The sequence below is a fragment of the Enterobacter sp. RHBSTW-00175 genome (assembly GCF_013927005.1).
Lineage (GTDB): Bacteria > Pseudomonadota > Gammaproteobacteria > Enterobacterales > Enterobacteriaceae > Enterobacter.
In genome coordinates this window covers 2,794,708-2,814,521 of sequence record NZ_CP055930.1, presented here as the reverse complement: position 1 = coordinate 2,814,521, position 19,814 = coordinate 2,794,708, and the positions used below count along the sequence as shown (strand labels likewise).

The 19,814-nt window shown below is 55.3% G+C and carries 21 protein-coding genes; 10 read left to right on the top strand and 11 right to left on the bottom strand.

The genetic code is table 11. The annotated features are described in order from the left end of the window. Positions 1-60 precede the first annotated feature (60 nt). The 6 genes from HV107_RS13355 to HV107_RS13330 all read left to right on the top strand — a co-directional run bounded on the left by HV107_RS13355 (position 61) and on the right by HV107_RS13330 (position 6,023). On the top strand, positions 61-2,214 hold the full coding sequence (locus tag HV107_RS13355; RefSeq protein ID WP_182059445.1) for a carbon starvation CstA family protein: 2,154 nt from the start codon (positions 61-63) through the stop codon (positions 2,212-2,214). A gap of 98 nt (positions 2,215-2,312) precedes the next feature. After that, the gene (locus HV107_RS13350; RefSeq protein WP_003856610.1) at positions 2,313-2,516 is read left to right on the top strand and encodes a YbdD/YjiX family protein; all 204 of its coding nucleotides are present in this window, start codon (positions 2,313-2,315) and stop codon (positions 2,514-2,516) included. Positions 2,517-2,526: 10 nt separating this feature from the next. Beyond that, positions 2,527-3,480 (top strand): GTPase, encoded by a 954-nt coding sequence (yjiA, locus tag HV107_RS13345; protein ID WP_182059444.1) that lies wholly within the window; start codon positions 2,527-2,529, stop codon positions 3,478-3,480. Between the two features lie 388 nt (positions 3,481-3,868). Continuing rightward, entirely contained in the window at positions 3,869-4,414 is a 546-nt protein-coding gene (locus HV107_RS13340) for a YfaZ family outer membrane protein (RefSeq protein WP_182059443.1), read from the top strand. Positions 4,415-4,593: 179 nt separating this feature from the next. Next, positions 4,594-5,337: an AraC family transcriptional regulator gene (locus tag HV107_RS13335; protein ID WP_182059442.1), complete on the top strand. Its 744-nt coding sequence runs from the start codon at positions 4,594-4,596 to the stop codon at positions 5,335-5,337. A 47-nt stretch (positions 5,338-5,384) separates the two neighbouring features. Then, positions 5,385-6,023, top strand: a complete 639-nt coding sequence (locus tag HV107_RS13330; protein ID WP_182059441.1) for a LysE family translocator — start codon at positions 5,385-5,387, stop codon at positions 6,021-6,023. A gap of 35 nt (positions 6,024-6,058) precedes the next feature. Here HV107_RS13330 and HV107_RS13325 read toward each other — a convergent pair whose 3' ends face one another. Together HV107_RS13325 and HV107_RS13320 are read right to left on the bottom strand one after the other, a co-directional pair. Continuing rightward, positions 6,059-6,361, bottom strand: a complete 303-nt coding sequence (locus tag HV107_RS13325; protein WP_166717775.1) for a BrnA antitoxin family protein — start codon at positions 6,359-6,361, stop codon at positions 6,059-6,061. Continuing rightward, a complete protein-coding gene (locus HV107_RS13320; protein WP_259349707.1) occupies positions 6,348-6,575 on the bottom strand; it encodes a BrnT family toxin in 228 nt (75 codons plus the stop codon). Before HV107_RS13320 ends, HV107_RS13325 begins: the two co-directional genes overlap by 14 nt. A 231-nt stretch (positions 6,576-6,806) precedes the next feature. Here HV107_RS13320 and HV107_RS13315 point away from each other — a divergent pair, with 231 nt between their 5' ends. Further along, a complete protein-coding gene (locus HV107_RS13315; protein WP_182059440.1) occupies positions 6,807-8,078 on the top strand; it encodes a DUF445 domain-containing protein in 1,272 nt (423 codons plus the stop codon). A gap of 11 nt (positions 8,079-8,089) precedes the next feature. On the opposite strand, the gene HV107_RS13310 is transcribed toward HV107_RS13315, so the two are convergent. The 6 genes from HV107_RS13310 to HV107_RS13285 all read right to left on the bottom strand — a co-directional run bounded on the left by HV107_RS13310 (position 8,090) and on the right by HV107_RS13285 (position 14,754). Continuing rightward, positions 8,090-9,178: a glycoside hydrolase family 105 protein gene (locus HV107_RS13310; RefSeq protein WP_182059439.1), complete on the bottom strand. Its 1,089-nt coding sequence runs from the start codon at positions 9,176-9,178 to the stop codon at positions 8,090-8,092. Further along, the gene (locus HV107_RS13305; RefSeq protein WP_182059438.1) at positions 9,175-10,182 is read right to left on the bottom strand and encodes a hypothetical protein; all 1,008 of its coding nucleotides are present in this window, start codon (positions 10,180-10,182) and stop codon (positions 9,175-9,177) included. The genes HV107_RS13310 and HV107_RS13305 overlap by 4 nt, the downstream gene beginning before the upstream one ends. A gap of 237 nt (positions 10,183-10,419) precedes the next feature. Further along, positions 10,420-12,093: a hypothetical protein gene (locus tag HV107_RS13300; RefSeq protein ID WP_182059437.1), complete on the bottom strand. Its 1,674-nt coding sequence runs from the start codon at positions 12,091-12,093 to the stop codon at positions 10,420-10,422. Positions 12,094-12,162: 69 nt separating this feature from the next. After that, positions 12,163-13,230, bottom strand: a complete 1,068-nt coding sequence (locus HV107_RS13295; protein ID WP_182059436.1) for a DUF2955 domain-containing protein — start codon at positions 13,228-13,230, stop codon at positions 12,163-12,165. Then, a complete protein-coding gene (locus HV107_RS13290; protein ID WP_182059435.1) occupies positions 13,220-14,284 on the bottom strand; it encodes an HlyD family secretion protein in 1,065 nt (354 codons plus the stop codon). Before HV107_RS13290 ends, HV107_RS13295 begins: the two co-directional genes overlap by 11 nt. A 2-nt stretch (positions 14,285-14,286) precedes the next feature. Then, on the bottom strand, positions 14,287-14,754 hold the full coding sequence (locus HV107_RS13285; protein WP_182059434.1) for a MarR family winged helix-turn-helix transcriptional regulator: 468 nt from the start codon (positions 14,752-14,754) through the stop codon (positions 14,287-14,289). A 271-nt stretch (positions 14,755-15,025) separates the two neighbouring features. Here HV107_RS13285 and tssD point away from each other — a divergent pair, with 271 nt between their 5' ends. From tssD to HV107_RS13270, 3 genes are read left to right on the top strand one after another with little or no spacing between them, the layout of a single operon-like run. Beyond that, positions 15,026-17,011 (top strand): type VI secretion system tube protein TssD, encoded by a 1,986-nt coding sequence (gene tssD, locus HV107_RS13280; RefSeq protein ID WP_182059433.1) that lies wholly within the window; start codon positions 15,026-15,028, stop codon positions 17,009-17,011. Continuing rightward, positions 17,008-17,691: a DUF2931 family protein gene (locus HV107_RS13275; RefSeq protein WP_182059432.1), complete on the top strand. Its 684-nt coding sequence runs from the start codon at positions 17,008-17,010 to the stop codon at positions 17,689-17,691. Before tssD ends, HV107_RS13275 begins: the two co-directional genes overlap by 4 nt. Before the next feature lie 5 nt (positions 17,692-17,696). After that, positions 17,697-18,380, top strand: coding sequence for a DUF2931 family protein (locus tag HV107_RS13270; RefSeq protein ID WP_182059431.1), 684 nt, complete (start codon positions 17,697-17,699; stop codon positions 18,378-18,380). Positions 18,381-18,416: 36 nt separating this feature from the next. Here the strand turns inward: HV107_RS13270 and HV107_RS13265 are convergent, their stop codons facing one another. Genes HV107_RS13265 through HV107_RS13255 form a run of 3 tightly spaced genes read right to left on the bottom strand, consistent with a single transcriptional unit; the run spans position 18,417 to position 19,798 of the window. Continuing rightward, complete coding sequence (locus HV107_RS13265) at positions 18,417-19,112, bottom strand: helix-turn-helix transcriptional regulator (RefSeq protein ID WP_182059430.1); 696 nt, start codon at positions 19,110-19,112, stop codon at positions 18,417-18,419. Continuing rightward, entirely contained in the window at positions 19,084-19,482 is a 399-nt protein-coding gene (locus tag HV107_RS13260; RefSeq protein ID WP_182059429.1) for an amino acid-binding protein, read from the bottom strand. Before HV107_RS13260 ends, HV107_RS13265 begins: the two co-directional genes overlap by 29 nt. Beyond that, entirely contained in the window at positions 19,475-19,798 is a 324-nt protein-coding gene (locus HV107_RS13255) for an antibiotic biosynthesis monooxygenase (RefSeq protein WP_182059428.1), read from the bottom strand. The genes HV107_RS13260 and HV107_RS13255 overlap by 8 nt, the downstream gene beginning before the upstream one ends. Between the last annotated feature and the right edge of the window lie 16 nt (positions 19,799-19,814).

Sequence of the window (19,814 nt, the reverse complement as noted above, 5' to 3'; positions counted from 1 at the left end):
CAATACCTCCACACAACGAACCCTGACCCTTTTTTCTTTACATAAAAAACCAGGTCTATTATGGATACTAAAAAACTACTGAAGCACGTGCCCTGGGCCTTACTCGGGATCCTCGGCGCTTTCTGTCTGGCGGTTGTCGCATTACGCCGGGGCGAACACGTAAGCGCCCTGTGGATCGTGGTCGCGTCTGTTTCCGTCTACCTTGTGGCTTATCGCTACTACAGTCTTTATATCGCGCAAAAGGTCATGAAGCTTGACCCGACGCGTTCCACGCCGGCGGTCATCAACAATGACGGCCTGAACTACGTGCCAACCAACCGCTACGTGCTGTTTGGCCACCACTTTGCCGCGATTGCGGGTGCAGGTCCGCTGGTCGGCCCGGTACTGGCGGCACAGATGGGTTACCTGCCAGGTACCCTGTGGCTGCTCGCAGGCGTGGTGCTGGCGGGTGCAGTGCAGGACTTTATGGTGCTGTTTATCTCTTCTCGCCGTAACGGTGCCTCTCTGGGTGAGATGGTCAAAGAAGAGATGGGCCGCGTGCCGGGGACTATCGCCCTGTTCGGCTGCTTCCTGATTATGATCATCATCCTTGCGGTGCTGGCGTTAATCGTGGTGAAAGCACTGGCCGAAAGCCCGTGGGGTGTCTTCACCGTCTGCTCTACCGTGCCGATTGCGCTGTTCATGGGTATCTACATGCGCTTCCTGCGCCCAGGACGTGTGGGCGAAGTGTCGGTGATTGGTATTGTGCTGTTGGTGGCGTCCATCTACTTCGGTGGCGTGATTGCACACGACCCGTACTGGGGCCCGGCGCTGACCTTCAAGGACACCACCATCACCTTCGCGCTGATCGGTTATGCGTTCGTCTCAGCCCTGCTGCCGGTCTGGTTGATTCTGGCACCGCGTGACTACCTGGCGACCTTCCTGAAAATCGGCGTGATCGTCGGTCTGGCGATCGGTATCCTGGTGATTAACCCGGATCTGAAAATGCCAGCAGTAACGCAGTACATCGACGGTACTGGCCCACTGTGGAAAGGCGCACTGTTCCCGTTCCTGTTCATCACCATCGCCTGTGGCGCTGTATCTGGCTTCCACGCGCTGATTGCCTCCGGTACCACACCGAAGCTGCTGGCGAACGAGAAAGACGCGCGTCTGATTGGTTACGGTGCCATGTTGATGGAATCCTTCGTGGCGATCATGGCTCTGGTGGCAGCGTCCATTATTGAGCCAGGTCTGTACTTCGCGATGAACACCCCACCAGCCGGTCTGGGCATCACCATGCCAAACCTGCACGAGATGGGCGGTGACAACGCGGCGCTGATCATGGCGCAGCTGAAAGATGCGAGCGCACACGCTGCGGCAACCGTCAGCTCCTGGGGCTTTGTGATTTCACCTGAGCAGATCATGCAGACGGCGAAGGACATCGGCGAACCGTCGGTTCTGAACCGTGCGGGTGGCGCACCGACGCTGGCTGTGGGTATCGCCCACGTGTTCCACAAAGTGCTGCCGTGGGCGGACATGGGCTTCTGGTACCACTTCGGTATTCTGTTTGAAGCGCTGTTCATCCTGACCGCGCTGGACGCCGGTACCCGTGCTGGCCGCTTTATGCTGCAAGACCTGCTCGGCAACTTCGTGCCTTTCCTGAAGAAAACCGACTCTCTGGTGGCAGGCGTGCTGGGTACTGCGGGCTGTGTTGGTCTGTGGGGTTACCTGCTGTATCAGGGCGTTGTCGACCCGCTGGGCGGCGTGAAGAGCCTGTGGCCGCTGTTCGGTATCTCTAACCAGATGCTGGCGGCTGTTGCCCTGGTGCTGGGTACCGTTGTCCTGGTGAAAATGAAACGCACCAAATACATCTGGGTGACCGTGGTACCTGCGCTGTGGCTGCTGCTCTGCACCACCTGGGCGCTTGGCCTGAAACTGTTCAGCGCCAACCCGCAGCTGGAAGGCTTCTTCTTCATGGCTAACCAGTACAAAGCGAAGATTGCCGCAGGCGGCGCGGACCTGACCGCGCAGCAGATTGCCAACATGAACCATATCGTGGTGAATAACTACACCAACGCAGGCCTGAGCATTCTGTTCCTGGTGGTGGTGTACAGCATCATCTTCTACGGCATCAAAACCTGGATGAATGTGCGTAACGCGAGTGGTCGTACGGATAAAGAAACCCCGTATGTACCGGTTCCTGAAGGTGGCGTGAAGACTTCTTCACACCATTAATCCGCAATCCTCCCCCTCTCCCTTTAGGAGAGGGTTGGGGTGAGGGGAAACAAGGCCCGGCGGCCCCCTCGTCGGGCTTTTTCTATCTGGAAACCACAATGTTTGGTAACTTAGGCGAAGCGAAAAAATACCTTGGTCAGGCGGCGAAAATGCTGATTGGCATCCCGGACTATGACAACTACGTTGAGCATATGAAGACCAATCACCCGGATAAGCCGTACATGACCTACACCGAATTCTTCCGCGAGCGTCAGGAAGCACGCTACGGCGGAAGTGGAGAAGGCGGCGTACGCTGCTGCTAAAGGAGAGACCATGACCCCGATTGCCGTCACCCTGCTGACCGGTTTTCTCGGCGCAGGTAAAACCACCCTGCTGCGCCATATTCTGAACGAACAGCACGGCTTCAAAATCGCCGTTATCGAAAACGAATTCGGCGAAGTCTCGGTAGACGACCAGCTGATTGGCGATCGCGCCACGCAGATCAAAACCCTGACCAACGGCTGCATCTGCTGTACCCGCTCTAATGAATTAGAAGACGCTCTTCTCGATCTGCTCGACAGCCGAGATCGCGGGGAGATCGACTTCGACCGCCTGGTGATTGAATGCACCGGCATGGCCGATCCCGGCCCGATTATTCAGACCTTTTTCTCTCATGAAATCCTCTGCCAGCGCTACCTGCTGGACGGCGTGATTGCGCTGGTTGATGCGGTACACGCCGACGAACAGATGAACCAGTTCACCATCGCCCAGTCTCAGGTGGGCTACGCCGACCGCATCCTGCTGACCAAAACCGATGTGGCGGGCGACAGCGAAAAGCTGCGCGAACGCCTGGCACGCATTAACTCACGCGCACCGGTTTATACCGTGACCCACGGCGATATCGACCTGTCTCAGCTGTTCAACACCAACGGTTTTATGCTGGAAGAGAACGTCACCTCGAAGCCGCGCTTTCACTTTATGGCCGACAAGCAAAACGATGTGTCGTCGATTGTGGTCGAGCTGGATTACCCGGTGGATATCAGCGACGTGTCCCGCGTAATGGAAAACCTGCTGTTGTCGTTCGCCGACAAGCTGCTGCGCTACAAAGGGATGTTGTGGATAGACGGCGAGCCAAACCGCCTGCTGTTCCAGGGCGTGCAGCGCCTGTACAGCGCCGACTGGGACAGACCCTGGGGTGATGAAGCACCACGGAGCGTGATGGTGTTTATTGGCCTGGCGCTGCCGGAAGATGAGATCCGGGCGGCGTTTGCGGGGTTACGTAAGTAGCGCCCCATCCCGTTAATCCTCTCCTCGAAGAAAAGGGTTAACGGGAGCGTCTATAAGCGCCGAACTGCGTATAAATTAAACATTAAAATGTAAATTTAGGTATTCATCCATAACGACAGAAACATTATTGGAAATTATAAGAAGCGCAATTAATTCATACCAAACCAATATCCCTTGCCTGTTCAACGTCTGTTTAGATAGAAAATTAAACTTTTTCTAAACTCCAAAACAATACGTATTGACGCCGCGGTAAACCAACCTTTAACCAACACTAAAAGATAAATCCATTAACAAAATAAGCATAAAATTGCGAACCGCCTCACATTTGCAGTCATAAACATCGCTTGTTAAGGTGTCCTCAGATTAATTTGATGACGAGGAAACACTCATGAAAAAGCTTAACGTTCTTATCCTTTCTGCTCTGACTGTTGTGTCGGGTTCCGCACTGGCAATGGGCGGGAGTATTGAGCAGGGTAAAAACTTCACTAACCTGAATGTTGAAATGGGCAAATCGACCTCTGGTCTGTACACCGAAGGCAGTTGGCTGAAAAATACCGATGACGGCACCACGACCGGTGGCGTGGGTGCAGGTTACAATTTCGAAGTTGGCCCGGTGATGCTGAACGCAGGTGCGAAAGCCCTCTACGTTGGCCCGAAAAAAGGCGATAACGGCGTGGCCTTCCCTATCGGTGGTGGCGTGAGCGTTGCCCTGACCGACAGCATTAATGTGTTTGGTGAAGGCTATGTGGCACCAGACGGCCTGAACAACAGCGTGAAAAACTACGTGGAAGCAAACGGCGGCGTAAGCTGGACGCCGATCAAACCCGTGACGCTGAAAGTCGGTTACCGCCATGTGAGCGTTGATGGCAAAGACGGTCGCCCAAACCACACCCTGATCGACGGTGCCTATGTTGGCGGCGGCGTGAGCTTCTAAGTCTTCTTGAGTTCAAAAAAACCTGCCAGATGGCAGGTTTTTTATTAACGCTCGTCCAGCCAATTATTGATACGATTAATGTTAAAAGTGACATAAAACAAATCGCTTTCTCGCCATCCTGATCTCCGACTCTGCATTCAGCTGTGCTATAAAAAATAAAACGAAGTCAGGACAGACCAATGACAACACCGCGCCATATTCACCAGACCTTTTCCCGGCAACCGGGTGTAGAGCTGCGCAGCACATGGCACAGTAGGCAGGCATATAAACGCCACAGCCATGTTCAGCTCTCAGTCGGCGCCATTGTGGAAGGGAAGACGCACTGCGTATGTAATGGACAAGAGTACCTTCTGGAGGCTGGCGACATCGTGGTGATCCCGGCCTACGTACCACACAGCTGTAACCCAGTGGCAGATCAACCGCGCAGCTACCATATGCTCTATATCGACACCGATTTGCCTCTCGCGCTGCAGGTTATCCGCGATGAATCACTGTTTGCGCATTATCTTGATATTGTTGAAAATATGACGCCCTCTGCGCTTAATGCACTGCTTTCTGCTCTCCCCCGGTGCGACGAAGACAAACACGTACTGCGACCCACCAGCCAGTTACTCCAGCAGGCGTTGCTGTCTGACCTTGCCACCCCGCCCTCGCTGGACGTACTGGCGCAGCAATTTTCCTTGCGTAAAGAGACATTGATCCGCTCTTTTAAGCAAGATACTGGCTTAACGCCTGGCAGTTTTCTCAACATCTCACGCGTGGAGTACGCCAAAGCGAGGCTGCGTGCCGGAGATGATATTGCGGACGTTGGCTACCAGAGCGGTTTTGCCGATCAGAGCCATTTCCACAAAACCTTCGTGAGCTATACGGCGGCCACACCTCGCCAGTACGCAACGGGCCGATCAATATCAGACAAGAAATAGGTTCTGGGTAGCCGTAACCTGACCTCTGTTTTTATGATGAGGTCACTATGGAGCTGTTCTTCCCCTCCGCATTTCTCGCCCTGGCGCTGGCACATTTTGTCGCCCTGTTAAGCCCGGGGCCGGATTTTTTCCTGCTGGTAGGCTACGCCGCACGCTACCGCCTGCGCGGCAGCTCTGGACTGTGCCTCGGCATCGCCGCAGGCAACGGGGTGTACATCCTGCTGGTGATTATCGGCTGGAGCGCGCTGCGCCAGTTTACGTGGCTGTTTACGCTTATCGAGCTTTGCGGAGCGCTCTACCTGCTGTGGATAGGTGCGCAGCTGGTGCGCAGCACATCGCAGCCGCTTTCGCTAACAGAAACAAACCCGCACATCCCCACATGGCGCAAACAGATCCTACTCGGGCTTGGCTCCGCCTTGCTGAACCCGAAAAATGCCCTGTTTTACCTGGCCTTAATGACGGCGTTGCTGGGGCCGGACGTAACTTTGCTACAGCAATCGGTGAGCGGCATCTGGATGGTGATGGTTGTGCTGGTGTGGGACTTAGCCGTGGTGTCACTGATCGGGCTTCCCGCCGTGCAGGAGAGGTTAAGCCACTCGGTCTGGATTATCGAGCGTGTCGCGGGTGGAGTGCTGATGGTATTTGGCGGATGGGTGCTATGGCGATTACTGGGAAGCACCTTCTGAGCGAATGGGCAGCCATTGGCGCTGCCCGTTAAGCGCTATTTTTTGTTCTGATCGCGCAGCATCGCCTCGCGTAAAATAGCGTTGAGTCGCGTCTGATACCCTTTTCCCGGGCGTTTAAGCCATTCCATAACATCTGCATCGATACGCACAGACGCCTGGGTTTTTAACGGTCGATAGAACTTGCCGCGCACCGCGTCGTTCCACAGCGCCCCATCCGTTGCCGGAATATCGCTATAGTCAATTTCCGTGTCGGGTTTTTCCGCTAACGCGTGAAGTTCGGCCTCGCGATGAACGCTAACTTCAGCAGCACTACCGCGTTTATGTTTAACAATGCTCATAACGGCTCCTTTCTTTACGGTCTGCCTTACGTGCGCTGATGATACGAATGATTTCATTCCCGCTTTCAAAACGGATCGTGTGCGCAACCAGAATAACAATGATGCCATGCACAAGTCCGATTGTTTGCCAGCGAAACTCGCCGTTCTCATAACGCTCCTGCAAAGACAAATGGCAGGGATCGTCAAAAACCAAAACCGCCTCTTCAAAACGGATCCCGTGCTTTTACAGGTTGCTTTTCGCCTTGCTGCTATTCCATTCAAACTCCGTAGGCATAGTGTAACCTTCCCTGATTGTATATACAAAAAAGAATATACAAAACGATGGAAAATTAAACGAAACTTCCCTCGGTACACTCCCGTTCCTGAAGCCGTATTCCAGAATCGCAAATAAGATGATGTTTCACCCACTTTGCATCTTCCCCCCGCTTGCCTCTATCCTTACCCCATGGAAAAACAGACTGAACTCAAGCGCGCCAAGCTGCTGGCGCTGTCGCTGCTGCTGATTGCCGGCGCAGCATTTATCGCGACGCTCTTCCTGCCTCAGACCTTCTGGGTGCGGGGTGTGAAGGCCATTGCCGAGGCGGCAATGGTTGGCGCGCTGGCGGACTGGTTTGCGGTGGTCGCCCTGTTTCGCCGCGTGCCGGTCCCGTTTATTTCGCGCCATACGGCGATTATCCCGCGTAATAAAGACCGGATCGGCGACAATCTCGGCCTGTTCGTACAGGAGAAGTTTCTCGATACGCAGTCCCTGGTGGCGCTGATCCGCCGCTATGAACCGGCCAAAATGATTGGCGGCTGGTTCAGCCAGCCCGACAACGCCAGGCGCGTGGGGCAGCATCTGATTCAGGTGATGAGCGGGTTCCTCGAACTCACCGACGACGGACGCATCCAGCGCCTGCTAAAGCGCGCCGTACATAAGGCCATCGATAAGGTGGATTTCACCGAAACCAGCGCCGTCATCCTCGAGAGCATGACCAGAAACAACCGCCATCAGGTGCTGCTGGATGCCATCATCAATCGACTGATTACGCTGATTCAGCGTGAAAGTTCACGGGAATTTATCGCCACACAGGTTGTTCACTGGCTTGAGACGGAACACCCGCGCAAAGCGATGGTGTTGCCAACCGAATGGCTGGGGGAGCAGAGCGCAGAGATGATCTCTAACGCGGTGAATACCCTGCTGGACGATATCAGCCACGATCGTACCCACCAGATCCGCCAGGCGTTCGACAGGGCCACGCTAAAGCTTATCGACAACCTGAAAAACGATCCGGAGATGGCCGCCAGAGCCGGTAACATCAAGCATTACCTGAAAAATGACGAGGCGTTTAACCGTTATCTTGGGGAGATGTGGGCCGACCTGCGCCAGTGGCTGAAGACAGATATGCAAAGCGAAGACTCACGCGTGAAGCAACGCATCGCCAACGCCGGGCTGTGGTTTGGCGAAACGCTGATGGCGGATGCCAGCTTACAGGCTTCGCTTAACGAGCATCTGGAACAGGCGGCACACCGTGTTGCGCCGGACTTTGCCGCGTTTCTCACCCGCCACATCAGCGACACGGTAAAAAGCTGGGACGCCGAAGATATGTCACGCCAGATAGAGCTGAATATCGGCAAAGATTTGCAGTTCATCCGCGTCAACGGCACGCTGGTAGGCGGGACCATTGGTTTGATTCTGTTTTTGCTCCCGCAAATCCCGACGGTACTGCATCTGTAAAAAGCGGGGCATTACGCCCCGGTTTTCTCTTCCAGCCAGCCGCCCTGCTCCATCTCCAGCAACAGCAGCATCGTGAGCGCCTGCGCGTAAGGCACCGGCGCCATCGCGATATCGCAGTAGTACTGAATATCCCAGCCGAGCATCGTACCGCGTGAGGCTTCGAGCACCAGCCCATCGTCGTCAATCCGCGCGATCACCGCCTCAAACGCCCGCAGGGCAGAACCGCTAACGGACTCATCGAGGATCCCCATGCGCACCGCGCGCAGCATCCCGTAGGCGATCCCCGCAGTCGCGGACGACTCCTGCGGGGAAAGCGGATCGTCCAGCACCGTGTGCCACATGCCGTTATCAGCCTGCAACGCGCAAAGCGTGCGTACCTGCCGCGCCACCACCTGCGACAAATACCGGCGCACGCTGGCATCAAGATGCTCGCCCATCAGGGCAATAAATTCCGGGATGGCAACGGTTATCCACGCGTTGCCACGTGCCCAGAATGCGCCCGCGAAGTGGTGTTTATCCACAAACGTCCAGCCGTGATACCAGAGCCCTGTCACCGGATCGCTGAGATATCGCGTGTGCAGCAAAAACTGGTATCCCGCTTCGTCGATCAAGTCACGTCTTTTGAGCACAATGCCCGCCACGCCGAGAAACAGGCAGGTCATAAACAGCGTGTCGTCCCACAGCTGCCCGGTGTTGGATTGTTCCTTCACTACATGCTGAAAACCACCCTCTTCGGTTCTGGGCAGGTCGCGCAGCAGGGCATCCGCCCAGTCATTGACCGTTGCCAGCAGATCCTGGCGCTGATGATGCCCGGCCACCAGCGCCAGGGCAATCATCGGTGCCGTGGTATTGATCTGCATCTCCGGCAGGCCCTTGCCGATTTGGGTTTCATACCATTCGAGGATCGACTGTTGCAGGGCTGCGTCGTTCTGGAAATCGGCAAAGCGCCAGAAACCGTACAGCCCCACGCCAACTTCCCACTCCCACTCTTCAAAATGGATTGCAAAGCCGTCACTCACGCCCACTTCATCAAGATTTTTCAGGCGACAAAAACCACGCACCACGCGCTCCAGGGTGCTCATTAACTGTTCTTTATTCATGCGTTGACTCCTTTCAGGCGCATTCCACCCAGCCGCTGCTGTTGATGGCCAAAGCGTGAAGAGGCAATAAAGCGTTCGTCAGGGAAAAGCGCCCCGGCCTGCATCTGGGCCGCGTGAAACACAGGCGCGTTTTCACCCCAGAAATCCATCGCATCGCAACCGCGTTCATCGTGCCAGTAGCGATAACCCAGAATGGTTGATTTCACCCTTCGCCACAGCGGCTCCGGGAAATCCTCCTGCCGTGCGTTTTTCCACAGCTGTAAAAGCGTGAGCAGGGAAAATACCGACCCCTCTTCCCGCGCGCTCACCTGTTTTAGCAGACGATACAGCAGCGCATCGGCTTCGGGGCCGTACTCGCGTTGCGCTATCAGTGCAAGCAGGCGATTGCCGTCAGGCGCAGGCGGTACGGGGTTTGCCGGCAGCGGGTTTCCCGTCACCGGCACGATACCGAGCGCGGGCTCATCAAGATAGACCATGTGCAACGAAAAATCGGTGTCACGCTCAAACAGCTCATCAAGATGGATAAGCAGGCTGTTTTTGCCCTCACGCAGCGCCAGCCGAACGAGCACGTACTGCATCTGATTGCGGGTAAACGGCGTAAAACAGGCAAGCTGTTCGCCCGAACGCCACACCCGCACGCCGCCGCAGGTGCCAAGCCGAAAGGCATATTCACCATCACGCGGCGCGACAATATCGACGCCCAGCCAGCACTGCACGTGAAAAGGCAGGGTGCGAAAACCAGAGAAAGAGACAATACCGCTGTCGCCGCTTTCAGCGATGTGATTCAGAGGCATTGCCTGTGAGGGATCCACACCGCGCCGGGCATGGGTCTGGCAGAAAATCTGCCGACAAAACGACTCTCCAGGCTGCCCGCTGGCATGATGCAAACGCCCGTCAGCCCCTTCTCCCGTATAAAACTCAGCAAAACGCTCTTCTCTGGCGATGCTGACACGAAAATGCGTTATTGCATCACCCTGAGCCAACCGCCCTTCACCCTGAAACATAGCTTCCTCATATCACGCAGAATCAATACATTACGCAGGTATCATCAGCGAGTTTGATAAGTGTCGCGAGAGGCCATTCGCGCAGATTGTCGGGATCTGCCTGGTCACTCACAAAGCGGGAAGAGGTCAGGAATGTCGCGTGATATGCGTCACGCTATTCGCGGGCAGGGAAAGGGGTGATGCGATAAGCGTCACACAAAAATATCCGGTCGGGATTTTTATGTGACGCGCGTCAAACTACTTCAGCTCTTTAAGCTCATCGCCAAGGCTGTCGGCCAGGGCGCGCACCCGGGAGGCATCGAAAAGCACATGCAACCCCGGGGAAGCCTCCGCGTGTTTCGCACAGTAGTCTTCCATTTCGGAGGCACAGCGATACAGTTCCTGAATATTGATTTGGCAAATCTCTCTCATGCTCCAGCTGTTCTCCACCTCACGGGCAAAGCGCAGGGTGAAGAAAGCCTTCTGGGCGTGTAAAAACAGGTGGCAGTAAAGCGCCAGTCCTTGCCACTCTTCCAGCCAGCGCTGTTTAAGCGACCACGGGAACGCGGCGGTTTCAGCAAAACGCAGCGCCTCCTCACGCAGAGCGGCAGACGCCGCCCCCGCATCGTCTTTCTCTTTCGCGATACGTGAAAGGGAGGCCGCAGAAGCCTCAACATCGCTGGCGCTAAAGAAGACATCGCGCTCAGAGCCGGGCAGCCAGTGGTTGCGGTTTAGCTGCCCAAACAGGCTCCACACCGCCTGGCCGTAGCTTTCAGGCACCTGACTGTGGCGATGAAAAACGTGGTCACGCACATAGATGGCCTGATAAAGCACCTGACCGGCCTGCTCAAGTAAGGACTGGAAAGTACCGAGAGTCTGCTCGTCTGGCCGCCATCCGTAGCATTCGTCCAGCCAGTGCGTCAGCAGCTGCGCCTGGGTCTGGTGTGCGCCGTCACTCATCAGCATCTGACTACAGGCCACCAGGTTGCACTCGCTGAGGGTGCCGATAATCCAGTGGTTATCGACCCCTTCCCAGCTGGTTTTGCATACCGCGCCGCGGATAGCCGGGTTACTGCGACACCAAAGCAACCGCCCCTGGAGTTCGTCAATACGCGGGAACGGGAAGATGCCCCAGCCCACCTCTTCGCCTACCAGATCGATTTCCGCCCAGACTTCGCGTTCGCGCACTGCCAGCAGCGCCGGGTTATTGGGGAATGACGGCCAGAACCGTTCCGGGGTCAGCTTGATGGACACGCTCACGCTTTCCGGCAGCGGACGGATGGCCTCCAGCACGTTACCGAGATCGTGATTCCCGGCCGGGAACACGCGCAGCACCAGATGTTTATTCTCGTTTTGCATCGCCCGGGATAGCGCATTGAAACAGCGGCTGTAGAGCGAACAGCTGCGCTCATCGTCGCGTTTCGCGCGGTTTTCATCATCCTGCGCCGACAGTTCCCAGTTTGGGCGTGAAATCGGCAACAGCCCGTCGGTATTGGAGATTGCCACCAGCAGGCCGTTCAGCGAGGGAATGCGCTGGCAAATCAGGGAGACTTTTTCAGAAAGATAAGCGCACCAGAAATCGACATCAAAGCGCACGCCCTGGCCCGCCCCGAACAGATGCGGGTGTGCCAGCAGCAGATCGGTCGGGAAGTTAAACTCCTTCGCCTGAAGGTAAAATCGCAGACCTTTCTGCTGGCACAACAGCCCAAGGCGGTTGAGATACACGCAGCGGGCGCGCTGCTGGCTTGAGAGACGATCGTTGTAATGGTGCGGGGTGTAACCTTTGGGGGAAACCAGTTTGTCGAACAGGTCGACCTGCCCGACAATCACGGTATTGAACTCATGTGCGACGGCGTAGTCGACCAGCTCGCAGGCCTTTTCCCAGTTCCAGTAAGCCTGATTATTTAGCTCAAGCGCTCGCGTCTGCAACATTCATCCGTTCCTTTTGTCGCCAGATTATCCGGCCGACAGTGATAGCACAGAACGAAATAAATATGTGTGTCAGGTATTGCGGATCACGTATCGCGTTGGTGCAAAACAGTTAAGTATCAAATGCACCAGAAAAACCAGCGTCAGCGTGGCGACCAGCGAAAAGGTCACGGAGGTGATGCGATACAGGTCGCTAAACACCAGGTCGCTGTCCGGGTGCATGTTCTGCCCGAACATAATGCCGATGGTGGTGATACTGGCAAAGCCCACCCCGGCCCCCACTTTCTCCATCACATGCAAACGCGCGCCAAACGCCAGCCCGAGGCCGATAAGCGGCATCATCAGCAACATGTGGCTGCTGTGATCGTAAAGGATGAGCTGCACCACCAGAATATAGAGACAACCCAGCACCACGCCTGCCACACGCCAGATAGAGCTCATAACCGAGCCGCGATAGTGCATCGGGAACAGGATCAAAATCCCGGCCATCAGCGCCGACAGGGAGTCACTCAGGTCGCTAATCTGAAACACCACGAAGATAAGCGTAGCCACGGTGCCGGAGAGCAGCGATTCGTGACGCACGCGGGCATCGTCTTTCTCAATCAGCGGTGGCGGCTTGCGGGGTTCAACGTCCGGCAGCAGATAGTTCATCAGCGCACTCAGACACACTGCCATCACGCTGGCTTCGATGTTGGAAAAGATCAACGTATGCCAGTTGGTTGTCGGGTAGCTCATAAAATTGAGCATTACGCTCTGGCACACCACGCCCATCGAGCCGAACAGGAACAGCGGCCCTTTACTCATAAAGCGAAAACGCATCACGTACAGGGCAAATACCACCAGAGTCATGATCAGCGGCCATTGCGACAAATAGCCGATGATAATCACCATTTCGATGCAGTTTAGCGACGCACTGAAGATAAACTGCTTCGCGACGTGGCGGTTAAACACCGGCACCAGCGACAACAGCATGATGGGATAAACCACAAAAAACACGCCGTAGCTGGTGTTGTAAAAACTTGAGATGCTGAGCGCAACCATCCCGGCAAAGACGATGCGCAGTGTCTGGCGAAAGTCGTTTGCCGTGTAGACGATGTTGCCGTGCGGGGTAAAGACCCTCGCCAGAGTATTAATAGACATAGTGAAGCAGGCTCACAAGGTGGATCTGCATCCCGGAGAAGAAGCGCGCAAACGGGCCTTCGCTATTATAGAGCTGTACGGTGGCACGCGCGCCGGTGGGCAGATGCTTCGGCAGCGTCTCATCCAGCGCCACGTGAATACGCATCCTCTGGGCATCACGTACCCAGCGGTTAGAGGTTTCTGGTTCAGAGAGTTCGCCGTTTACCGCTTCCTGCCCCGCTAAGATCCCCGCATCGCTGCTGACTACGTGGGCGCGGAACACCTGCCCCGGGAAGGCATCGAACACCACGGCAGCGTCCGTTCCCTGATGGGTATGACGCAGGCTTTTTTCCCGGAAATCCGCCACGATATCGGTTTGGTTGTTCACCAGCGCCAGTGCGGCAGAGCCCGACGAGGCATAAAACCCCGGGCTGAGCTGGAGGTTACTTACCGTGCCGTCCGCTTCGGCGTATACCTTCGTCCAGCCAAGGTTCAGCTCGGCTTCATCCAGCGCATTACGGTATTTTTGCAACGTAACGTTGCGGTGCTCATCCCGCTCACCGCGCTGAATACGCAGGTTGCGGATATTGGCATTCAACGAGCTGACGGACTGCTCGCTGCTCTGCCAGGTAGTCCGCACTTTATCCAGATCGGACCGGGAGACGTTTTGTAAGGTGCTGAGTTTCTGATAGCGCTCAAACGTCACTTTATCGTTGCGGGCGGTCAGATCTGCCGTTTTCAGGCTGGCCTGCGCGGCGCTGATTTGGGCATCCAGCTGGTCGTTAGACAGACGCGCCTGCTCCAGGGCGATTTGCGCCGCTTCAACCTTGTTACGAAACGGCGTGTCATCAAGTTCAAACAGCAGATCGCCTTTCTTCACCTGACTGTTGTTATGCACATGTACCGCCGCCACATAGCCGGAAACACGCGCCGACACGGGCGTGACCACGCGCATTACGGTGGAGTCTGGCGTCAGCGGGATCCAGATATCCGCGACGATAAAATAGACAAACATCAGCAGGAAAGAGGCAATACTCACCCTTACCCAGCGGGCAAATTTCTGTTCAGGAGTCATGGTTATTCAGTCTTGTTATCTTCTTCGCGGATTGTCCGCAAATTGCAGGCGATTTGATTCAAAGTAGTGCTGAAAATCTCGATATGTTCAGGTGCGATGTTTTGTGAGACGCGGGCCTGAAAGGTTTCTATCACCTGAGTGAGTGTTTTCAGGATAGCCTTGCCCTCAGGTGTCAGCGTCAACAGCCGGATGCGTTTGTCATAAGGCGATGTGGTGCGCAGCAGATAGCCCCGCTTTTCCAGCTGTGTGAGCGTGCGCATCAGCGGCGGCAGTTCAATGCCCTGCACTTCCGCCAGCTCGCTGACAGAGACATTATCCCCCAGTTGCTGAAGCTGCATCATCACCGTCCAGCTCGACTGGGTTAACCCGGTATCGAGGATGGCATCGTCAATCACTGCGCGCCACTGACGCACGATCATTGCCATTCTCATGCCCATGGGCCGGCGGCTAAACAGATCGTCTTCACTCATAGGGGAGTCCTCTCATCTCACCGGAGCAAGATAATAGTTATCAGGGTAAGTATCAAGAAACAGCAAGCGAAAGAGCAAGAATTGCGAAAGCGAGAAGTCTGGATAAATTTATAAAAACGGTGACTATCTGAATAATACTATTTTCAAAATTAAGGGTTCGCGTAACGTTAAAATAATAATGCGTAAAAACCTCATATTTTGACAAGCAACAGTTTTATTCTCTTTTTTTATCGTTACGCTTATTCTCCAAAATAAAAAACCGAAACAAAAAATGAGCCATCTAATTTATCTAACGCTTGAGGGTGATATTCAGGGGCAAATTTCCTCAGGTTGTAGTTCGCAGGCCTCTGTCGGTAACCGCTATCAACCGGGCCATGAAGATGAAATCTTCGTCTTCAGCCTGGCGCAGGAGGCGGGCGGTGTCGGAGGCCGCCTTCATCATCGCGGTCTGCAGTTTTACAAGCTCCTGGATAAAAGCTCTCCATTACTCAGCAATGCCATTAATAATAATGAGCGTCTTAAAATGACATTTACTATTTATCGTATCAATCGATACGGTCATATGGAGAAATATTATCTTATTGAACTTCGCGGCGCGACAATACGTTCCATACAGCTACATTCGAAGATGAACAATATGGACTATGAATATATATCGGTGGATTACGATTATATTCTAAGCCGCCATCTTATCGCCGGCACGGAGTTTGATTACCTGCTGACACCGGAAAATTACAGCCGTCTTTTTCTGGTGGTGCAGAAGACCCTACTCCACGAAGAGCTGCCAGAGCGCAAAGTGACGCTGGTGCTGGGAATATTCTTCGACGGCACTGGCAATAACGCGGTGAACACCCGGAACATGCTCGAAACCCTGACGGCACAGCACTTTGATATTAATAGTCTGGATGCAGAAACCATTCTCGCCAGAAATGTATCAGAGAAGATGGGGATTCGTGGGATCGGAGCGGGCAGCTATCTGGGGTATTACACGAATATTCACTGGTTGCATGAGTTGTATGAAATAACCTTCCCCCCAGAGAGTAGCTACATTCAAAATAATGTCTATGTCGAAGGTATAGGGACTCGGGCTGGGGAACCCGATAATCCAGTAGGGCTTGGGCTGGGCACGGCAGAGACCGGTATCATTGCTAAAACTGACGACGCGGTGGCGCAACTTGCTGCGGCTATAGATGCCGCACTTGGTTTACTGAAAGGGAAGTTTGTCGTCGATACGCTGCTGTTTGATATCTTCGGCTTCAGTCGCGGCGCGGCAGCGGCGCGTCACTTTGCCGATCGCGTGCAGTCAGAGGATCGCTCTATCATCGACGCAATCTCAACCGGGATGAAGGAATATAATTATCGCGGTGCGCCAGCAGCCAAAACCCGCTTCCTCGGCATTATGGACACCGTAGCGGCCGTCGGCACGGTAGCAAATGGCCTCAATCCGCACAGCGCCGATACCGGCAACGTCGACATCCGCCTGCGTCCCGGCGTGGCGCAGAAGGTGTTTCACATCACCGCCCAGCACGAATGTCGCTATAACTTCGCCCTTAACAGCGTGGCCCCCGCCTGGCCGGAGCTGACTCTCCCCGGCGCCCATTCCGATATCGGCGGCGGTTATCTGCCTCAACTGCGGGAAGATCTCTTTCTCACCCGTCCGCTGGTGGAAACCCTGCCTCACAATCAACCCGGCGCACAGTCTCATGTTTACCAGCAAACAATGGCACAGCTGCACGTGCTGGAGGACTCACCGGCCATCAGGCCCATCATTCGTACCAGTGCTATCACCCCGGACGTCTGGGAGGACGATTTCGCCCCGCCTGACCGGTACAGCCAGCCACAGAAACGCACCTTTGCCGCCCTGACGCTGCGCCATCGGACGGTCTTTTTTGACTGGTCGAAGGTGGCGCTGCGGGTCATGGCCGATGCGGCTGCTGAAGCCGGGGCATTGCTGGCTGACGTTGATAAAACTCAAAGACACGCCCTGCCTGAAGAGCTAAAGCCGTTATCCGACCGCGCCCGGGAAATGGGCAGAGCGGCGCGTCAGCACAGAAACGTAAACGGTTTTACGCCGGAAGAGGTGAACTGGATTGCCGGGCGATACATCCACTGCTCAGCCCACTGGAACGCCGTTGAGCTAAAACCGTCCGGTGAATTGCAGGGTGGCACGTCAGCATCAGAAATCGTCGGTTTTGTTAACCGGCCGGACGAGAACTGGAGCAGAACGATTTACAACATGGACGGACAGAAACGATGAAAAAACGCAATGCACTGATGCTTGCCTTGATACTGACGACCGCAAGCTGTAGCCCACACCAATCCCACCCTTTACAGTCAATACAGGCCGCCAGTGGTGACTGGACGCTGCCTTATGATAAGTGGTTTTTTTTATTCATCACGCCCAGAGAATTACCGTCTATGGTAAACCACGCAAGAGTCATCGATACGGATGGTTACCTGTATACGTTCAATACTCTTGATTCAACGTCCTGGGATCCTGGCTCTGTTGACAGATGGCCTGAGAATGCACATGGCTTCGGTGGTCAGTTTAACAATGTCAAAAAACCCCCGCAGTACATTGTTTTCTGCTGGGATTCCTATATTGACCAGCAAACCTACGAAACCAGCGCCGTGTTTGGGCCGGACACCTGGATGCGGATGAAAACCCCTGCCGATCATACCCGTCCATCTGGCGCACCTGTCTGGTACAACAGAATGGTGTTTGGCCTCTCTCCCGGCGGCAAAGTCAAAATCTGGTTTTCTGATGTCGCCGGACGCCCCAGCCTGCCTGTTAAACCACTGAAACTGACGACCCGCTCCGGCAAGGACCTGACCCTCTGCAAGGACTATGTCGTCCCGGGGGGCAGCTTCACCTTCCTCCCTGAAACGCAGGCGTTTATCAAAGGCAAAACCTATCCCTATGGCAACTGGGATTAACAGGCATGAAAATGAAAAAAATGATGGCACTTACATTGCTGTTGGTCGCTACAGGTTGTAGTCCACATAATTCCCACCCGTTGCAGTCAAAACAGGCCGCCAGCGGTGACTGGACGCTGCCTTATGGCAAGTGGATTTTCGCTTTTATCACACCCAGTGAATTGCCCTCAGGCGTACAGCACGCCAGGGTGATCGACACGGATGGTTACCTGTATACCTTTAATACGCTTGACCAGGCCTCCCCCGCCCCGGATTCCGTCGATAAATGGGCAGAAAGCGCACATGGCTTTGGCGATCAGTTCAACAAAGTCAACAAGCCCCCGCAGTACATTGTCTTCTGCTGGGATTCCTATATTGACCAGCAGGCCTATGAAACCAGCGCCGTGTTCGGACCGGACACCTGGCTGCGGATGAAAACCCCTGCCGATCATACCCGTCCATCTGGCGCACCTGTCTGGTACAACAGAATGGTGTTTGGCCTCTCTCCCGGCGGCAAAGTCAAAATCTGGCTTTCAGACGTTGCCGGACGCCCCAGCCTGCCTGTTAAACCACTGAAACTGACGACCCGCTCCGGCAAGGACCTGACCCTCTGCAAGGACTATGTCGTCCCGGGGGGGAGCTTCACCTTCCTCCCTGAAACGCAGGCGTTTATCAAAGGCAAAACCTATCCCTATGGCAACTGGGATTAATAAGGCAGGCAGGTAAGCCGTGCGCCAGCGGGCATTTTAGCGACTAAAATGCCGCTTAACAGCTTGCCTGCCCGCTACCGTCACCACCACCTCCCGATACCCCGCCACCCGCTGGATCCAGCCTTTGCTTTCCAGATGCGTAAGTAGTGCCGCGCCGGCTTCTCCGCCCAGATGAAACCGCCGCTCGCTCCAGTCCAGACAGGCGCAGCAGGCCTTGCGACGGGGATGAGCACTTAACAGAATGCCGAGTTTCAGGAACTGCTCCCGGCCATGCAGCGTGAGCGCTGAACTGTCTGCCTCCAGCCAGCCTTCTGCCTGCATAAAATCATAGATCTGTACCGCCACCGTTCCGGCAAGATGGTCGTAACAGGTGCGGGCTTCGCGCATGGCTTTTGGCGCGGTGGTTTCCGGCGGCGTAATGCGGCTCCAGGAAAGCCCCATCATCTGCTCGACCAGCGCTGCCACGTTGTGCCCGGCAAGGCGATAATAGCGATGCCTGCCCTGAGACAAGCAGGTAATCAGCCTTCCTTCCACCAGCCGGGCGAGGTGCCCGCTGGCGGTCGACGGGGCAACATCTGCCACCGTGCTCAGTTCGGTGGCCGTCCACGCCCGCCCGTCCATCAGTGCACAGAGCATTTTTACCCTCGACGGATCGGCCATTGCCGCCGCCACGGCCACAATGGCTTGCTCCAGTGCAGCGCTGTTATCGGGGGGTAATTGGGTCTTTAACATAGGCAGCCCAGGGTTCGGTTATCTCTGCGGCCAGCTTATCATTATCCGTCAGCAGAATGAGGTGATTCGCGTGGTCACTGTACTGGGTAAGGATAGACACACCCTGCACTGCCAGCGCGGAGGCAATCTCGCCCAGTTCCCCCGGGCGCTCCTGTTTTAACTTACGGATTAACGGTTTTGTTACCGCCTGCACCCTGAACCCGGCAGCCAGCAACAAGCGCCGGGCTTTTTCCCCCTCTTCCACCAGAAAATGTGCGTCAACGCCAAATACCCCGCCGCCCTCCAGCCCCACGCCATTACGCCCGAGCAGTTGCCCGAACCGCGCCAGTTCACCGGGGGCATTCTCGAAAATCACGTGAATGTCATACATCTGCGTGTCCTCCGGTTTCTGAGGAATATTCCCGCACCACCTGCGCCACGCGAATGCGGTAGAAGGCAAAAATAGACGCCCGCCCCTCTGCCTGTGCGGCCAGATGCAACTCGTTGTGCTTCCAGTTGCGGATGGCCTTTTCATCCCGCCACCAGGAAAGGGAGAGGATTTTGCCGTCGGTGGTCAGGCTCTGGAAACGTTCGATATCGATAAATCCGTCGATATCGGCCAGCAGGGGTTTGAGTTCAGCCGCGAGTTGCAGGTAGCGCGCCTGGTGTGCCGGCTCCGCTTTGGCTTCGAAAAGGACTGCGATCATGATGGTCTCTCCGTGT

Excerpts from the sequence above, each read along its gene's own strand:
- HV107_RS13295 (WP_182059436.1), bottom strand. The coding sequence starts at position 13,230 with ATGTCTATTAATACTCTGGCGAGGGTCTTTACCCCGCACGGCAACATC.
- HV107_RS13315 (WP_182059440.1), top strand. The coding sequence starts at position 6,807 with ATGGAAAAACAGACTGAACTCAAGCGCGCCAAGCTGCTGGCGCTGTCG.
- HV107_RS13300 (WP_182059437.1), bottom strand. The coding sequence starts at position 12,093 with ATGTTGCAGACGCGAGCGCTTGAGCTAAATAATCAGGCTTACTGGAAC.
- tssD (WP_182059433.1), top strand. The coding sequence starts at position 15,026 with ATGAGCCATCTAATTTATCTAACGCTTGAGGGTGATATTCAGGGGCAA.
- HV107_RS13270 (WP_182059431.1), top strand. The coding sequence starts at position 17,697 with ATGAAAATGAAAAAAATGATGGCACTTACATTGCTGTTGGTCGCTACA.
- HV107_RS13335 (WP_182059442.1), top strand. The coding sequence starts at position 4,594 with ATGACAACACCGCGCCATATTCACCAGACCTTTTCCCGGCAACCGGGT.
- HV107_RS13290 (WP_182059435.1), bottom strand. The coding sequence starts at position 14,284 with ATGACTCCTGAACAGAAATTTGCCCGCTGGGTAAGGGTGAGTATTGCC.
- yjiA (WP_182059444.1), top strand. The coding sequence starts at position 2,527 with ATGACCCCGATTGCCGTCACCCTGCTGACCGGTTTTCTCGGCGCAGGT.
- HV107_RS13350 (WP_003856610.1), top strand. The coding sequence starts at position 2,313 with ATGTTTGGTAACTTAGGCGAAGCGAAAAAATACCTTGGTCAGGCGGCG.
- HV107_RS13330 (WP_182059441.1), top strand. The coding sequence starts at position 5,385 with ATGGAGCTGTTCTTCCCCTCCGCATTTCTCGCCCTGGCGCTGGCACAT.
- HV107_RS13305 (WP_182059438.1), bottom strand. The coding sequence starts at position 10,182 with ATGTTTCAGGGTGAAGGGCGGTTGGCTCAGGGTGATGCAATAACGCAT.
- HV107_RS13285 (WP_182059434.1), bottom strand. The coding sequence starts at position 14,754 with ATGAGTGAAGACGATCTGTTTAGCCGCCGGCCCATGGGCATGAGAATG.
- HV107_RS13325 (WP_166717775.1), bottom strand. The coding sequence starts at position 6,361 with ATGAGCATTGTTAAACATAAACGCGGTAGTGCTGCTGAAGTTAGCGTT.
- HV107_RS13265 (WP_182059430.1), bottom strand. The coding sequence starts at position 19,112 with ATGTTAAAGACCCAATTACCCCCCGATAACAGCGCTGCACTGGAGCAA.
- HV107_RS13260 (WP_182059429.1), bottom strand. The coding sequence starts at position 19,482 with ATGTATGACATTCACGTGATTTTCGAGAATGCCCCCGGTGAACTGGCG.
- HV107_RS13355 (WP_182059445.1), top strand. The coding sequence starts at position 61 with ATGGATACTAAAAAACTACTGAAGCACGTGCCCTGGGCCTTACTCGGG.
- HV107_RS13340 (WP_182059443.1), top strand. The coding sequence starts at position 3,869 with ATGAAAAAGCTTAACGTTCTTATCCTTTCTGCTCTGACTGTTGTGTCG.
- HV107_RS13275 (WP_182059432.1), top strand. The coding sequence starts at position 17,008 with ATGAAAAAACGCAATGCACTGATGCTTGCCTTGATACTGACGACCGCA.
- HV107_RS13310 (WP_182059439.1), bottom strand. The coding sequence starts at position 9,178 with ATGAATAAAGAACAGTTAATGAGCACCCTGGAGCGCGTGGTGCGTGGT.
- HV107_RS13255 (WP_182059428.1), bottom strand. The coding sequence starts at position 19,798 with ATGATCGCAGTCCTTTTCGAAGCCAAAGCGGAGCCGGCACACCAGGCG.